Consider the following 15404-nt stretch of genomic DNA (forward strand, 5'->3'; position numbering starts at 1 on the left):
GCCCAGACGGGCCAACTCGACGGCGCGCTGACGGAACTCAGGCGGGTGTGGTGCAGGCACCGCAACATCCTCCCCGGTAACCGACGGTCACCTCAGGTCAGGTGTCCGGGCCACAGGGCCAAGCTCAGTCCCCACCCTGTCAGCAGCACGCCACCGGGCCCCCGCAGAAACCCAGCCGGACCGACGGGGCGCTCAGGGCGGCTGGTGATTCGGTCACGCCGCCGTCGTGTCGGGCTGCAGGGCGGGGCCGAGCAGGAGCCCGCCGTCCGCGACGAACTCCGAGCCCGTGACGAATGAGGCGTCGGCCGAGGTGACGTAGAGGAGCAGAGCGGTGATGTCGGCCGGGGTGCCCAACCGCGGGATGGCGTACGGCTCGGGCGAGAAGAAGTCCGCGATGGGCGGCTGGCCCGCGATCGGCTCGCTGATCAACGGGGTGGAGATGACGCCGGGGTGGATGGAGTTGACCCGGATGCCGTCCCGGCCCAGCTCCAGCGCGGCGGTCCTGGTGAGCCCGCGCAGCGCCCATTTGCTGGCGACGTAGGGCGCGTAGAGCGACGTGCCGACGTGGGCCATCGTGGAGGCGATGTTGACGATCACTCCGCCGCCGTTGCGGCGCAGTGACGGGGTCACGGCCTTGATGCCGAGGAACGCGCCGGTGAGGTTGACGTCGAGAATGCGGTCCCAGACCCGCCGTTCGATCGCCTCGATCGGCACTGCGGGGTTCTGGACGCCGGCGTTGTTGACCAGCACCGCGATCGGCCCGAAATGGCGTTCGGTCTCGGTGACCGTCGCGGCCCAGGCGTCCTCATCGGTGACGTCCAGGCGGACGAACAGTGCCCGCTCGCCGAGTTCGGCGGCGAGTTCTTCGCCCGGCCCTTCGGAGAGCGCGGCGATGACGACGTTCGCCCCCTCCTCGTGGTAGGCCCGGACGTGGCTGGCGCCCTGCCCGCCGGTGCCGCCGGTGACGAGAACGGTGTGCTTGTCGAAGCGTCCCATGACGCGGTCCTCTCTACAAACGGAGGTGAGTCGAGTGACTCACCTCGCCACCAAGCTACGTCCACGACAGGTGGTGAGTCAAGTGACTCGTCTCGCGTAGGATGCGTCCATGACGACGGAGTCTTCGACCTACCACCGGCGCGTCGCCGAGCAGAAGCGGGCAGCCATCATCGAGGCGGCCACCCGACTGTTCCTCGACGGCGGGTACGCCGGCACGTCGTTGGCCAAGGTCGCCGAGGCAGCTGGGGTGTCGAAGGCGACCCTGTTCAAGCAGTTCCCGACCAAGGCGGCGCTGTTCGACGCGATCGTGACGGAGTCCTGGAAGGTCGAGGACGAAGGCGACCTCCGCCCACCGACGGGCGACCTGCGGGCGGGCCTGACTGCGATCGGCCGCCGGTACGTTGCCCTCCTTACCCGGCCCGGCATGGCGGCCCTCTTCCGCATCGTCATCGCCGAGCTGCCACGCTTCCCCGAGTTGGGCGAGGCCCACTTCGAGCGCGGCAAGATGCCCTACTTTGACTCGGTACGCCGGTATCTCGACACCGAGAAAGCCCTAGGAACGGCCAAGCTGGACGACACGGAGCTGGCAGCTACCCAGTTTCTCGGGATGATCTCCAACTACGTCTTCTGGCCCCGGATGCTGCTCATGAACTGGTCTCCCGACGACGCATCGATGGCACACGTCGTGGACGAGGCCGTACTGATGATGGAAGCCAGATACGGCGTCGCGAACACCACCAACTGAAGCGGCAGGCGCCGTGTGTGAAGGTTGGTCAGCGGGCCGGCAAATAGTGCTCCGATCGAAACAGCTGCTCGGGGTTCTCCGACCCGAGCCGGTCCCGGGTCAGGCGCTCGGCGAACCCGAGGAAGTCCGCCGAGTGGCGCGGAACCATGAACGGCTGCCGCATGAACCAGCGGCTCTCCCGGCCCAGCCCGGGCACGCGGTGCCGACCCCACCGGAACCCGAAGTACCGCAGGATCCACCACGGCACGCTGAGCGCGACCTTGCTCCAGCCGCCCGCCGGCACGTGCTCGACCGCCGCGTCCGCCCCGCCCGGTCCGCGCTGCCCGGTCCAGTCGCGCAGCAACCGCACGATCGGCCGGTCGCCCTTGCGCGAGCCGGTAGTGGTCGAAGTGCTTGAGGTGGCCGTGGCCGAACGCGTCCGCGCCGAGGCGGTCGTACAGCTCTTCCAGCAGCGGCAGGACCGCCGGGTTGCGCACGGCGCCGGCGTCGAGGTAGGCGTGCGGGACCTGGCGGAGCTCGACGTCCAGCTGGGCGCCCGGCCGGGGCAGGAACGTCACCGAACCCGGTTTGCGGAGCAGGCAGACCAGGGGGAGCGGCACGTCGCCGCGGACGCGGAGCTCCGGGCCAAACAGCGTCCGGACCCGGCCGACCAGGGCATGGGCGCCCACGAACACGGGGTTCTCCGGTGTCTGCCGCACATGATCTAGACGTACGCACGGTCACCGGCGTTCCTGGCCGAGTAGTCGCCGAGCCGGATTGACCCGGATCGCCTAGAGTCGGACCGGTGGGTACCGCCTTGTTATGGTTTCGGCGCGATTTGCGGTTGGCCGACCTGCCCGCCCTGCTGAGCGCGAGCGAACGCGCCACCCGGGTACTCGCGCTGTACGTGCTGGATGAAGCGCTGCTGAAGCCGGCGGGCAGGCCACGGCAGGCGTTCCTGTACGGGTGCCTGGAGTCGCTGGCGGAGAGCCTGGACGGGCGGCTGATGGTGGTGCACGGCGATCCCGTGCGCGAGGTGCCGCGAGTGGCCCGGTCGATCGGTGCGGGCAGCGTGCACGTCAGCACCGACACCGGGCCGTACGGACGCCGCCGGGACCGGGCGGTGGCCGAGGCGCTGGGGGAGATCGAGTGGGTCGAGTGCGGTTCGTCCTACGCCGTGACCCCGGGCCGCATCACCAAACCGGACGGCGAGCCGTACCGGGTGTTCAGCGCGTTCTACCGGGCCTGGTGCCGGCACGGGTGGCGCGCCCCGGCCGCGCGGTCCGAAGTGGACTGGCTCGAACCGGAGGAACCGTTTCGCCTGCCCGGAATCCCCGACCTGGGCTCGATGTCCCTGCCGCGCCCGGGCGAGGCTGCCGCGCGTGAGGCGTGGGAGAGGTTCCTCGACGGCGGTCTGGACGGTTACGCGACCGACCGCGACCGCCCCGACCGGCCCGCCACGACGCGGCTGTCGCCGTACCTGCGCTGGGGCTGCATCCACCCGCGCACGCTGCTGGCCGGTCTGGATGCGGTGCGTGGCAAGGACGCCGAGTCGCTTCGCAGCGAGCTGGCGTGGCGCGAGTTCTACGCGGACGTGCTGTACCACCGCCCGGAAACCGCGCGGCGGAACTACGACAGCCGGTTCGACGAGCTGGAGTACGACACCGACCTGGACGCTTTCGAGCGGTGGCGCACGGGCCGGACGGGCTACCCGATCGTCGACGCGGGGATGCGGCAGCTGCTCGCGGAGGGCTGGATGCACAACCGGGTGCGGATGATCGTGGCGAGTTTCCTGGTCAAGGACCTGCACCAGCCGTGGTGGCTGGGCGCGCGGCACTTCATGAACAGTTTGGTTGATGGCGACCTGGCGTCCAACCAGCTGAACTGGCAGTGGGTGGCGGGCACGGGAACGGACCCGGCGCCGTTCTTCCGCGTCTTCAACCCCACCACCCAGGGCGAAAAGTTCGACCCGAACGGCGACTACGTGCGACGGTACGTGCCGGAACTACGGGAGATTCCAGGGAAAGCCGTGCACCAACCCTGGAAGTTGCCGCACCCCCCGAAGAACTACCCGTCCCCGATGGTGGACCACGCGGAGGAACGAAAGGTAGCGCTAACCCGCTTCAACGCAATCAACCAGAGCGCGCAGCGCAGCCTTTGAACCCAAGGTAGCTGGGTGGTCATCCCGTCGCCGGGAACTGGACGATCACTTTGAGCCAGGCCCGCAACATCCGCTGCCAACGCGAGATGACATGCCAACCTTGCGGGCCTGGCTCAAAGTGATACACACAAACCGGAAGGCGACGGGATGACCACCCAGCGACCACCTGCCCGAGGTGAGATAACAACGGTCCCCGTCATCCCGGAGCCTGCCCGTCCGGCGAGGACATCTTTTGATCTTTAAACCGGCGGCTTGGGCAGGCGGGGAGTCCGCCCTGCGGGCGGGAGCGCCTCACGGCGCCGGAAGGTCACCTTCCGACCACCCCCGCCCCCGATGCCTGATTGTGTTTCAGTCGCCGAGCAGTCGTGTCAAGGCGGGAAAGAGTACCTTGACACGCCTGATCGGCGACCAAAAGCGGGCTGTGGATCGGGGGCGGGGGAGGTCTGGTTGGGGTAGTCGGTGCTGTCGCGTTGCCGGGCGGCGGTTGTGCAGGGCTGCCGCGCGGCCCCGGGGGTAGTCGGTGCTGTCGCGTTGCCGGGCGGCGGTTGTGCAGGGCTGCCGCGCGGCCCCGGGGGTAGTCGGTGCTGTCGCGTTGCCGGGCGGCGGTTGTGCAGGGCTGCCGCGCGGTCAGGCTGATTACCGGCCCGCTTGCGTTCCCGGCCGCCGGTCATGCAGGCCCGCCGCCGGTCTTCCTACAGCCGCAGTGCTGCCCGTAGCCTTACCCGGCTTCCCGTCTGCAGCACCGCGTTCCGGTACACCCGGCCGCTCACCCAGGTCAGCAGCGCCCCGAACAGCACGGTCAGCACGAGCGCCACCGCCACCTCCCACGTCGCGGCCACCCCGGCGGCGATCCGGCCCGGCATGAGGATCGGTGAGAACACCGGGATCAGCGACAGCACCTGTGCGCCCGTGGAATCCGGGTCCTGGATCAGCACGTTGAACCCCGCCACGAAGCCCACCATCAGCGTCATGCTCACCGGCGTCACCACCGACGCCGTGTCCTCCTGCCGCGACACCAGCGAACCGGCCGCCGCGTAGACCGTCGCGTACAGGAAGAACCCCAGCAGGTACCACAGCAAGCCCCAGGCGACCGTGCCGATCGCGACCCCGCCCAGCGTCAGCACGCCGCTACCGACCGTCATCGCCAGTCCGGCCACCGCCAGGATCAGCAACTGCACCAACCCGACCAGCCCGAGCCCGATCACCTTCCCCAGCATCAGCTGCCACGGCCGCAGCGTGGACAGGAGGATCTCCACGACCCGGCTCGCCTTTTCCTCGACCACGCCCTGCGCGACCATGCCGCCGTAGGCCTGGATCGCGAAGAACATGAGGAACACGATCACCAGCCCGACCGCGAGCCGCTGGCCGGCGTCCGCGTCTCGGGGTTCCAGCTCGGTCAACTGGACCTGCGCCTGCCCCACCTCCCGCATCACCTGCGCCGGGTCGAGGTCGGCCTCCAGCAGCTTCGCGTCCAGCACCTGCTGCTGCGCGATCCCGTTCAGCACGGCCCGCAGCCGCTGGTCCAGCTCCGATTCCACCACCACCCGCAGGTCGGCGGCGCTGCCGGAGACCAGCGCGTCCAGATCACCGTCGCGCACCTGCTGCTCGCCCTGTTCCGGGCTCGCCACCAGCACCGTCTCGACGTGCGAGCCGGCCGCTTCGGCCGCCTCCCGCAGCTGCGCCGCGATGCCCGTGGTCTGCCCGGTCAGCCCGACCTTCGACGTGTCCGCGTCCTTGATCAGCGTCGCCTGCAGCAGCAGGTACCCGGCCAGCACCAGCAGGATCACCACGGTCCCGACGACGAACGACCGCGTGCGCAGGCGCGTGTTGAGCTCCCGCCGCGCGACCAGGAACACACCCTTGATGGGCGAGACCGTCATTCCCCGCTCCCCGTGACCACGTTCCGGAACAGCTCGGCCAGGCTCGGCCGCCGCCACCGGAATTCTCGCACCGCCCCGGTCGCCAGCGCGGCCGACAGCACGTGCTGGTCGTCCACCCCCGGATCCAGCTCCAGCACGGTCCGGCCCGGCTCCTCGGCGACCACCCGGACCCCGGCCAGCTCCTTGGCCCAGCCCGGAGCGGCCTCCGGCGCGGACACCACCAGCCGCGACCCGGCTGCGGAGGTCAGCTCCGCCACCGTCCCGCACGCGACCATCCGTCCGTTTTGGATGATCCCGACGCGGTCGCACAACCGCTCGACCAGATCCAGCTGGTGGCTGGAGAACACCACCGGCACGCCGGTCGCCGCCTTCTCCCGCAGCACCTCGCTCATCACGTCGACCGCGATCGGGTCCAGCCCGGAGAACGGCTCGTCCAGCACCAGCAGCGCCGGATCGTGCACGAGCGCGGCAGCGAGCTGCACGCGCTGCTGGTTGCCGAGGCTGAGCTTCTGCACCTCGTCCCGGCGCCGCTCACGCAGCCCCAGCCGCTCGATCCACCCCTCGGCCGCCTGGTGCGCCCGCGTGTTGTCCAGCCCGTGCAGCTCGGCGAGGTACACCAGCTGGTCGAGCACGCGCATCTTCGGGTACAGGCCGCGTTCCTCGGGCATGTACCCGATCCGCGTCCGGGTGGCGAGCGTGACCGGGTCACCGCCGAACCGCACCTCGCCGCGGTCCGCCGCGAGCACGCCCAGCACGATGCGCATCGTCGTGGTCTTGCCGGCGCCGTTGCTGCCGACGAACCCGAACAGCTCACCCGGTCCGACCTCGAAGGAGATGTCGTCGAGGGCCACCACGGGTCCGTAGCGTTTGGACAGCCGGTCGATGGTCAGGGCTGGTGCGGGCAAGGACGTCCTCGGGGTCACAGCGGCCGCAGGGCCGCGTTGAGGTGGTGGGCCAGTTCGCCGAGCAGCGCCTCGGCCGCGACGTCCGCGGTGGCCGGCCGCAGCGACAGCACGAACGACTGCACCACGAGCAGCACCGACCGCGCCTGCACGGCCGTGGATCCGCGCCGGATCGAGCCGTCCCGGTGCCCGGCCTCCAGCAGCGCGACGATGAACTTCTCGCCGAGCCGCTGGGTGCCGCCGAGCCGTTCCAGCATGTAGGGCACGACCAGTGCGGTGTCCACGTCGAGGATCGTGCGCATCAGCGGGTCGGCGTTGAGCAGCCGCACCGCGGCCACCGAGCTGCGCACCAGGCGCGCGCGGGCGGTCGGCGCGTCGGCCCCGCTCACCGTCGCCTGGTGCAGCAGCGCGCCGAACTCGCGGGTCATCAGCGCCGACAGCACGCTGTGCACGTCGGGGAAGCGCCGGTAGAGCGTCATCCGGCTGACCTTCGCGGTCCGCGCGATCTCGGCCAGCGTGGTGCGCCGCAGCCCGGAGGCGAGGACGCACCGGCGCGCGGCGTCGAGCACGACGTCGACGGACACGCGTGCCGCCGTGGGACGTCCGCGGGCGTTCGCGAGCGCGCTGGGGGGCCGGGCCTCGCCGATCACAGCGCGACTCTCATCGTCCATGGGTCGCACTGCAGCCCGTTGCCGCCATTGTTGACCACCATGCCTCGTGGTTAGTCTGCCCCCACCGGTACCGAGAGTATCGGGAAATCCGGCGTGAGGCGCGGTGTCTTTTGTAGGCGGGCGATATTAGACGATCGCGCAGGAGGCGACCGCCGTGACCCGAACGGGTTCACCAGTTACCAGTAAGCGCTCTGGCCTCGATGTCCCCGTCGGCGCGGTCAGGGGGTGATCAGGTAGACGACGCCGCCCGGACCGCTCGCGACCGAACCGTCGGCGGTGTGCCGTTTGGTGCGCTGCCAGATGTTCTCGAACTGGGCCCGCGGATAGATGGTGCGCACGTTGTCGTTGCTGTTCGCGGCCGGGTCGTTGGCGATGACGTCGCCGTTCTCGGTGAACCCGATGACCACCATGATGTGCCCGGCGGTGCCGTAGCCCGCGCCGTCGAGTTCGTCCGCCAGGAAGGACTGCGACGTGATGACCGGGATGCCGCGGGCGATGTAGTCCTCCAGCTCGGTCAGCGAGTGCAGCCGGGTGACGTGCCCGCGCAGGCCGAAGGTGGCGGCGTAGGCGGTGTTGAACGGCCAGTTCCCGGTGCCCTCGTAGGTGTGGTCGTAGGTGTAGCGGGCCGCGTAGTCGACCGTCCGGTCCGGGTAGTCCGCGGGGATCCAGGTCATGTCCTCTTCGCGTGGGCGGCGGCCCCAGTACTCGACGACCATTTCGGTGGACGTCGGGCTGCACCAGCTCTCCCCGCCGCCGCCGTACTCCGGGAAGTGTCCCTTGTGGATGTTCTGCGCGTACGCGGGCACGGGTAGCTCGATGCCGGATGCCTTGCCCGGCCGGGAAACCGGCACCTCGAACCGGTCCGGCACGTTCGACGTCATCGCGCCCACCGCGCTGACCGAAGCCGTCGCGCGCGTGCCCGGGACGCGGTAGAGCGAGACCCGCAGCCGGTACGAGCGCAGCAACACGCCGGGTTTCATCACGAGCGTGTCGACCGAGACCCGCGCGTGCGCGTCGTCCTGGCCCTCGACGCTCGTCCGCTCGATGTCCTCGTCCCCGCTCGCCCAGCGGCCCATCACGTACCACGCGGTCTCCTCGCCGGTCGCGGTCCGCGCCTGCGCCTCGACCTGGATCCACGTCCGCGGCGGAGTCCGGGCGTTCCACGACGCGATCAGTTCGGTGGCGTCGAAGCCGGGTGCGTGGAACGGCGAGGTCCACTGCGACCGCTCGTAGTCCCGGCCCGCGTAGGACTCGACACCGGCGGGCGCGAACGGACCGGCCGGCGCCCATGAGTGGTAGTCGATCGCCTCGTCGCCGGTGCGGCCGGGGGAGGCGGACGCGGGTTGCACGGTCACGGTCGCCATCATGGCGGCGGCCAGCACGGCGAGCAGAGCGCGGGTCATCCGCAAATTCTCACCCGCCGCGGCGGTGGTGTAAACCAGTTGCCAACCATGAGGTGCGCCCGGGTGAAGTGCGCGGCCGGCGAGTTCCGGTCAAAAACTGGCCGGAAGCCTTTCTAGGGTCGATCTCGGCGGCCACCCGCGAGACGAGGACAGAACATGATCGCGCCCGTGAGATCCAGCTGACCGCCCAGGTCACCGGCGCCCCCGGGCTCGGCCACTTCACCGTCGCCACGGCCGAGGTGGACGGCGAGGTCCTGGTGCGCGCCGACTGCACCCTCCCGGTCCCGGCCTGGCAGCCGGGGCAGCGGGTCGGGGTGGCTGCCATCGGCACCGTGGTCCGGTCGGACAGCCCCGAACTCGAGGCCGGCGACCTGGTCCAGTCGATGACCGGCTGGAGCGAGTACTCGGCAGGCCCGGCCGGCTCGTACGTCAAGCTCGATCGGGACCTCTTCGCCGACCCCGGCTACCACCTCGGCCAGGGACCGACCGCCTACTACGGGATGGCCGAGGTGGCGGCCGTCGGCGAAGGCGACGTGGTGTTCGTCTCCGGTGCGGCGGGCGGGGTCGGCTCGCTGGCGGGGCAGATCGCCAAGTGCCTCGGCGCGGCGCGGGTGATCGGCAGCGCGGGCAGCCCGGCGAAGGTCGACTACCTGGTCGACGAGCTCGGATTCGACGCCGCCTTCGATTACCACGACGGCTCCGCGGCCGACCGGCTGCGGGAGCTGGCGCCCGAGGGCATCTCGGCCTTCTTCGACGTCGTGGGCGGCGAGCAGTACCAGGGCGCGCTGCAGGTGGCCCGGCCTGGCGCGCGATTCGCCCTCTGCGGCTCGCTGTCCAGCCAGCTCGGGGACGCGGCGCAGCGCTTTCCGGCGGCCGATCGCGCGGCGGCCGGGGCCAGGGGCGTCGAGCTGCTGCCGTTCTCCTGCTACCACACGCCGGAGCAGATCGCGGCCTGGCGTGAGCACTTCAGCAGCTGGCTGGGCGAGGGCCGCTTCGTCTACCCGCAGACCGTGGTCGAGGGTGGGATCGAGGACGGGCCGCAGGCGTTCCTCGCCCTGCTGCGGGGTTCCTACCGGGGCAACGTCTCGGTGCGGCTGTCGTGACCACACTCTCCCTCCGGGCTCTGAACCGGGCGCTGATGGACCGCCAGTTCCTGTTGCGGCGCACCGATCGCACCCCGCTGGAGGTGATCCGGCACCTGGTCGCGGTGCAGGCGCAGGAGCCCAACTGGGCCTATGTCGGGTTGTGGAGCAGGATCCACGCCTTCACGCAGTCCCAGCTCACCGCGCTGCTGGCGGACCGGCAGGTGGTCCGCTCCGCTCTGCTCCGCAGCACCCAGCACCTCGCCGCGGCCGACGACTTCCGTCGGCTGCGGCCGCTGCTGCAGCCCGTGCTCGATCGCACGGCCGGCTCGCCCCACTTCAGCCGGAACGGCACCGGCCCGGACCCCGCGTCCCTGGTGGCCGAGGGACTCGAACTGCTCGCGGGAGGAACGCTGTCGCGCAAGGAGCTGGCCCGGCGGCCGGCCGAACGCCATCCGGGGCGCGACGGCCGGAACCTGGCCGGGGAGCTGGAGTTGCGCACTCCTCTGGTCCACGGCGTGGCCACCGGCGCGTGGGGTTCCTGGGGCAACCGGTCGGGGGTCTCGGTCACGCCAGCCGAGGCCTGGCTGGGACAGCCGATGGCGGCAACGGCGACCGCCGCCAAGGAGCTGATCCGCCGCTACCTGGCCGCCTTCGGCCCCGCCGGGGTGAAGGACGTCCAGGCGTGGTGCGGACTGACCCGCCTGGCCGAGGTCGTCGCGGAGATGCGCGCCGAACTGCGCCGCTACTCCGGCCCCGACGGCGGGGAACTGCTCGATCTGGCCGACGCCGAGCTGCCCGACCCCGAAACACCCGCTCCGGTGCGGCTGCTGCCCGCCTTCGACAACGCCCTGCTCGGCCACGCCGACCGGACCCGGGTCATCAGCGACGAGGACCGCAAGCGGGTGATGCCCGGCCAGGCGCGGGTGCGGCCCACCATCCTGGTGGACGGCCGGGTGCGCGGAACCTGGTCCCTCGACGCGGGAACGCTGTGGCTCACCCCGTTCCGCCCGCTGCGCGCAGCCGATCGGGCGGCTCTGGAGCAGGAAGCCGAGCGGCTGCTGCCCTTCGTGGGCGGCGGGGACGTGTCCTACGGCGACCCTGCCACCGCCCGGTCATGAGGCGTCGCTAGAGGACGGACTGGCTCTGCGTCACCTTCGCGACGAGCTTGCCGGCGTCGTCGTGCAGTTCGGTCTCCACCACGACCACCTTGCGCCCGGCGTGCAGCGGCCGGGCCGTCGCGGTCACGTGCCCCTCGCGCACCCCGCGCAGGAAGTTCGTCTTCGACTCGATCGTCGACGTGCCCTGCGCGCCCTCGGGCAGGTTGAGGAACGCGCACACCGCACCGGTCGAGTCGGCCAGCGCCATCAACGCGCCGCCGTGCAGCACGCCGCCGATCGTGCACAGGGTCGCGTCCCACGCCAGCCGCGCCCGGACGACGTCCTTCGAGTGCTCCAGCACCTCGATGCCGAGCCGCTCGGAGAACGGCATCGACTGGTGGAACAACGCCGTCCCGGCCTCGTCGAGCTGAGTCATGATCCGTTCCTACCGCAACGGGTGGACCAGTAACAACTCCGTGTTGTGGTCGGCGGCCGCGCCGGTGCGGGCCGGGTCGGCGTGCAGGTCGTTGAACGACAGCTCCCGGTACAGCGACGCCAGCGCGGCCGGCGAGGTGTCGCCGTAGTCCGCCGCGTACGGCGCCTGCGCCTCGATCAGCGTGGTGAACAGCGACAACGTGCCGTCGGCGTTGTCGGCCACCTCGATCACGCGCGCGTGCTGCGGGAAGTCGATGTGCGACGCGGTGTTGATCTCCCAGAACCCCTGCGCCGGGGTCGCGCCGGGGCGCGGCGTGATGCGGTTTTCGTGCGTGTGCCCGTTGACCCACGCCAGCACGTTCGGGAACCGGTGCAGGAGCGCGACGAACGCGTCCCCGGTCAGGCGCGGCTCCAGCGGGTGGCGCGCGTCGGGCAGGACGTTGCCCATCGTGTCCGACGTGTGGTGGCTGAACAGGATGAACAGCTCGTCGGTGACCGAGCGGGTGACCCGGTTGCCCCAGACGTCGTAGTACACCGAGCTGCCCCGCTTGAGCGTCTGCTCGACCCACCGGTACTGCCCGAGCCCGATCGAGCCGTCGGCGAACCCGGCGAGCGTGGTGGTGTCCAGGCTGATGCCGGTGATCCCCGGCGCGATGCGGAACGTGTAGTAGACGTCGATGCCGTCGGCGTTGCCGCCGGTGAAGCCGTGGCCCTCCGGGCCGGGACCGGTGTGGGCCGGATCGAGGTGCGCCTGCACGAACTCGGCCGTGGTGAACGGCCTGCGGCGCTCGTCGGGCGTGATCTCGCGGATCGTGCCGCTGCCGCCGAACAGCTCGGTGACCGGCACGCTCGCGCCCGGCGTGCGGATGGCCCGCGCCAGCTTCTGCGCGGTGCCCGAGTCCTTGCCGACGACCTTGTAGCGGCCGGTGTACCAGTGCGCCATCCCGGGCAGGTCCGGCAGGCTGCCCACGATGCTGTCGTCGTGGTTGCCGAACGTGCAGTACCACGGCACGTCCAGGCCGGCGGAGGTGAACGTGCGGGTGCCGGCGGTGAGGACGCCGGGGAGCACCGGGAACGCCGACCAGTCGCCGTCGAGCCGGCGGTCCGGGTTCCAGTACAGCGGGTCCCCGGAGGCCTGCACGCCCTCGTACCGCTCCGGGTCGCCGGAGTTCGGGGTGACCTCGCCACCGTTGAGCACGCCGAGGAACCAGTCCAGCTCCAGGTGCTCGTGGTTGTCGGTGTTGTCGCCGGTGGTCATCACGAAGTCGAACGGCCGCCCGGTGAACGGGCCGCGCCGCAGGCTGTTCACCCGGTCCACCAAGGCCGCGGTGGCCACGGAGCCCAGTGTCTCCTGTGGACGGTGGGCCGAGCCGATCAGCGGGTGCAGGTACTCGAACCGCGCCGGCGACTCGGAGTCGGTGATGTGCAGATCGGTGAACTGGACGAACGAGGTGAGCGCGACGCGCCGGTCGTCGCGGCCCGCCGTCCCGGCCACCAGGTCCTCGCGCACGACCAGCGGCCAGCCCGGCCCGCCGGTCAGCCGCGTGTAGGCAGCGGCGCCGTCGACCGGGGTCGCGACGCTGTCCAGCGTGGTGCCCGCCGTGCCGATCGCGCGCCGGGTGCTCTCCCGCAGCGCCCGGTCGAGCGCCTGCGCCGACGGTGCCGCGACGACCAGCCCGAGCCCGGCCGCGCCCGTGGCCGCCAGCATCTGCCGCCTGCTGATTCCCATGCATCCCCCAGGTGTGCGAAGGCCATCCGCATCGAAGCCGACGCGGATGGCCTCCGGGCGAACATCAGAAGTGCGTCACGTCGAGTTTGCCTTGCGAGTGGAAGGCGCGCAGCCGTTTCTTGTCGAACTTGCCGACGCTGGTCTTGGGCACCTCGTCGATGAACGTCCAGTGCTCCGGCAGCTGCCACTTCGCGACCTTGTCGGACAGGAACTCGCGCAGCTCCTCCGCGGTCACGCTCTGGCCCTCCCGGACCACGACCGCCACCAGCGGCCGCTCGTCCCACTTCTCGTCCGGCACGCCGATCACCGCGGCCTCGGCGACCGCCGGGTGGCTCATCACGGTGTTCTCCAGGTCGACCGAGGAGATCCACTCGCCGCCGGACTTGATGACGTCCTTCGCGCGGTCGGTCAGCGTCAGGTAGCCGTCCGGGCTGATCTTGCCCACGTCACCGGTGCGCAGCCAGCCGTCGTGGAACTTCTCCGGGTCCGCGCCGCCGTGGTAGGCGCCCGCGATCCACGGGCCGGCGACCTCCAGCTCACCGACGGACTCGTTGTCCCACGGCAGCACGTTGCCGTCGTCGTCGATGAGCCGGGCGCGCACCGACGCCGGGAACCGGCCCTGCGTGTACCGGTACTGCCACGCCTGCTCACCGGTCGCGCCGGCGGGCGGGCGGGCCACGCTGCCCAGCGGGGACGTCTCGGTCATGCCCCACGCGTGCAGGATCGGCACGCCGTAGCGCTCCTCGAAGGTGTGCATCAGCGCCGGCGGGCAGGCCGAGCCGCCGACCACCACCTCGCGCAGGTGCGAGATGTCCTGCGGCTCGGCTTCGAGCTGCTGCAGCAGGCCCTGCCAGATCGTCGGGACCGCACCGGCGAACGTCGGCTTCTCCGAGGCCAGGATCTGCGCGAGCGGCTTCGGCTGCAGGAAGCGGTCCGGCATGATCAGCGACGCGCCGACCATCATCGCCGCGTACGGCATGCCCCAGGACATGGCGTGGAACATCGGCACGATGACCAGGGCCCGGTCGGCGGGCGAGAGCTGCATGCTGTCGGTCATGCAGACCTGCATCGAGTGCAGCCAGATCGAGCGGTGCGAGTAGACGACGCCCTTGGGCTCACCGGTCGTGCCCGACGTGTAGCACATCGCGGCCGCCGAGCGCTCGTCGATCTCCGGCCAGTCGAAGGTGTCCGGCTGGGCGGCCAGCAGCGCGTCGTAGGAGTGCACCTCGACCCCGGACGGCGCCTGGAGCGTCGCCGGGTCGCCGTTGGCCACGATGACGTGCCGGACCGTCTTCAGCTCCGGCAGCTGCTTGGCCAGCAGCGGCACCAGCGAGCCGTCGACCAGCACGACCTGGTCCTCGGCGTGGTTGGCGACGAACGTCAGCTGCTCGGGGAACAGCCGGATGTTGAGGGTGTGCAGCACCGCGCCCATCGCGGGGATCGCGAAGTAGGCTGCCAGGTGCTCGGCGTTGTTCCACATGAACGTGCCGACGCGCTGGTCCCCGGTGATCCCCAGACTACGGAGCGCGTTCGCCAGTCGCGCCGCGTTACGGCCCAGATCCGCGTACGTCTCGCGGCGGGGACCCTGGTCGGTCCAGGTCGTCACCTGACTGGTGGCGTGCACCCGGCTTCCGTGTTCCAGCAGGTTGGCAAGGGAAAGCTGTCCGTCCTGCATCGTGCTCAGCATGGGCACTCCCGCGCGGTGAAGTTCGGCGATGAACGTGTCTGCGGTCACTCTAAGTGGAAGACGCCGCCCGTCGCCAGAACCGGCCGCCCCCGCCCCGACCGGGGGTTTCCTCGCGTGTCGGTGTCGCGGCATCGGCCCAGGTGGCGTTTACTGGGCGCGTGGACCAGACGGCCTGGCCAGCGCTTGCGTGAGCAAGCACCTCGCTGGGTGCCAGCCGTCGCCGCGAGAGCGGATATCCGACACACGGAAGGACTACTACGTTGGCTCTGCCCACGTTGACCCCGGAGCAGCGTGCGGAGGCCCTGGCCAAGGCGGCCGAGGCCCGGAAGGCTCGCTCCGAGCTGCTCGCGTCGATCAAGTCCGGTCAGCAGTCCATCGACACGGTGCTGTCGAAGGCCAAGGACGACAAGACGATCGGCAAGACCAAGGTCACCCAGCTGCTGAAGGCGGTTCCCGGGCTCGGTGCCGTCAAGGTGGCCGCGCTGCTGGAGAAGGCCGGGATCGACCCGGACCGGCGGGCCGGCGGCCTCGGCGAGCGCCGGCGCGTGGCACTGATCGACGCCCTCAAGTAACGCGTTTCCGCAGGTCGGCGGCGAACTGTTGCGCCCGTGACAGTTTCGCTCGCCGCCGCCGG

15 protein-coding genes are annotated in these 15404 nt (G+C 70.8%); 6 read left to right on the top strand and 9 right to left on the bottom strand.

The features are described from left to right. Positions 1-213: 213 nt before the first annotated feature. Complete coding sequence (locus D0D15_RS13900) at positions 214-996, bottom strand: SDR family NAD(P)-dependent oxidoreductase (RefSeq protein ID WP_094004418.1); 783 nt, start codon at positions 994-996, stop codon at positions 214-216. 109 nt (positions 997-1105) lie between these two features. On the opposite strand from D0D15_RS13900, the gene D0D15_RS13905 reads away from it, so the two are divergent. Beyond that, positions 1106-1741 (top strand): TetR/AcrR family transcriptional regulator, encoded by a 636-nt coding sequence (locus tag D0D15_RS13905; protein WP_094004419.1) that lies wholly within the window; start codon positions 1106-1108, stop codon positions 1739-1741. Positions 1742-1769: 28 nt separating this feature from the next. Here the strand turns inward: D0D15_RS13905 and D0D15_RS13910 are convergent, their stop codons facing one another. After that, the gene (locus D0D15_RS13910; protein ID WP_094004420.1) at positions 1770-2090 is read right to left on the bottom strand and encodes a hypothetical protein; all 321 of its coding nucleotides are present in this window, start codon (positions 2088-2090) and stop codon (positions 1770-1772) included. A gap of 31 nt (positions 2091-2121) precedes the next feature. Here D0D15_RS13910 and D0D15_RS13915 point away from each other — a divergent pair, with 31 nt between their 5' ends. Continuing rightward, positions 2122-2448 (top strand): hypothetical protein, encoded by a 327-nt coding sequence (locus tag D0D15_RS13915; RefSeq protein WP_094004421.1) that lies wholly within the window; start codon positions 2122-2124, stop codon positions 2446-2448. 89 nt (positions 2449-2537) lie between these two features. Next, complete coding sequence (locus D0D15_RS13920) at positions 2538-3881, top strand: cryptochrome/photolyase family protein (RefSeq protein ID WP_094004422.1); 1344 nt, start codon at positions 2538-2540, stop codon at positions 3879-3881. 692 nt (positions 3882-4573) lie between these two features. On the opposite strand, the gene D0D15_RS13925 is transcribed toward D0D15_RS13920, so the two are convergent. From D0D15_RS13925 to D0D15_RS13940, 4 genes are all read right to left on the bottom strand, one after another. After that, positions 4574-5761 (bottom strand): ABC transporter permease, encoded by a 1188-nt coding sequence (locus D0D15_RS13925; protein ID WP_094004423.1) that lies wholly within the window; start codon positions 5759-5761, stop codon positions 4574-4576. Next, complete coding sequence (locus tag D0D15_RS13930) at positions 5758-6666, bottom strand: ABC transporter ATP-binding protein (RefSeq protein ID WP_094004424.1); 909 nt, start codon at positions 6664-6666, stop codon at positions 5758-5760. The genes D0D15_RS13925 and D0D15_RS13930 overlap by 4 nt, the downstream gene beginning before the upstream one ends. A gap of 14 nt (positions 6667-6680) precedes the next feature. After that, positions 6681-7334, bottom strand: a complete 654-nt coding sequence (locus tag D0D15_RS13935; protein WP_167481504.1) for a TetR/AcrR family transcriptional regulator — start codon at positions 7332-7334, stop codon at positions 6681-6683. Positions 7335-7552: 218 nt separating this feature from the next. Next, positions 7553-8737, bottom strand: coding sequence for a peptidase C39 family protein (locus D0D15_RS13940; protein WP_094004426.1), 1185 nt, complete (start codon positions 8735-8737; stop codon positions 7553-7555). 68 nt (positions 8738-8805) lie between these two features. On the opposite strand from D0D15_RS13940, the gene D0D15_RS13945 reads away from it, so the two are divergent. Beyond that, positions 8806-9840: an MDR family NADP-dependent oxidoreductase gene (locus tag D0D15_RS13945; RefSeq protein WP_198958166.1), complete on the top strand. Its 1035-nt coding sequence runs from the start codon at positions 8806-8808 to the stop codon at positions 9838-9840. Continuing rightward, positions 9837-10940 carry a winged helix DNA-binding domain-containing protein gene (locus tag D0D15_RS13950; protein WP_094004427.1) on the top strand — a complete coding sequence of 368 codons (1104 nt, stop codon included), beginning with the start codon at positions 9837-9839 and terminating at the stop codon, positions 10938-10940. Before D0D15_RS13945 ends, D0D15_RS13950 begins: the two co-directional genes overlap by 4 nt. A gap of 7 nt (positions 10941-10947) precedes the next feature. On the opposite strand, the gene D0D15_RS13955 is transcribed toward D0D15_RS13950, so the two are convergent. From D0D15_RS13955 to D0D15_RS13965, 3 genes are all read right to left on the bottom strand, one after another. Further along, the gene (locus tag D0D15_RS13955) at positions 10948-11355 is read right to left on the bottom strand and encodes a PaaI family thioesterase (protein WP_027933891.1); all 408 of its coding nucleotides are present in this window, start codon (positions 11353-11355) and stop codon (positions 10948-10950) included. Positions 11356-11364: 9 nt separating this feature from the next. Beyond that, positions 11365-13062 carry a TIGR03767 family metallophosphoesterase gene (locus tag D0D15_RS13960; protein ID WP_094004533.1) on the bottom strand — a complete coding sequence of 566 codons (1698 nt, stop codon included), beginning with the start codon at positions 13060-13062 and terminating at the stop codon, positions 11365-11367. 85 nt (positions 13063-13147) lie between these two features. Then, positions 13148-14770, bottom strand: coding sequence for a long-chain fatty acid--CoA ligase (locus D0D15_RS13965; protein ID WP_094004428.1), 1623 nt, complete (start codon positions 14768-14770; stop codon positions 13148-13150). Between the two features lie 260 nt (positions 14771-15030). Here D0D15_RS13965 and mihF point away from each other — a divergent pair, with 260 nt between their 5' ends. Continuing rightward, positions 15031-15342: an integration host factor, actinobacterial type gene (gene mihF, locus D0D15_RS13970; RefSeq protein WP_115944486.1), complete on the top strand. Its 312-nt coding sequence runs from the start codon at positions 15031-15033 to the stop codon at positions 15340-15342. The last annotated feature ends 62 nt before the right edge of the window (positions 15343-15404 follow it).

The sequence above is a fragment of the Amycolatopsis thermalba genome (assembly GCF_003385215.1).
GTDB classification, from domain to species: Bacteria; Actinomycetota; Actinomycetes; order Mycobacteriales; family Pseudonocardiaceae; genus Amycolatopsis_E; species Amycolatopsis_E thermalba.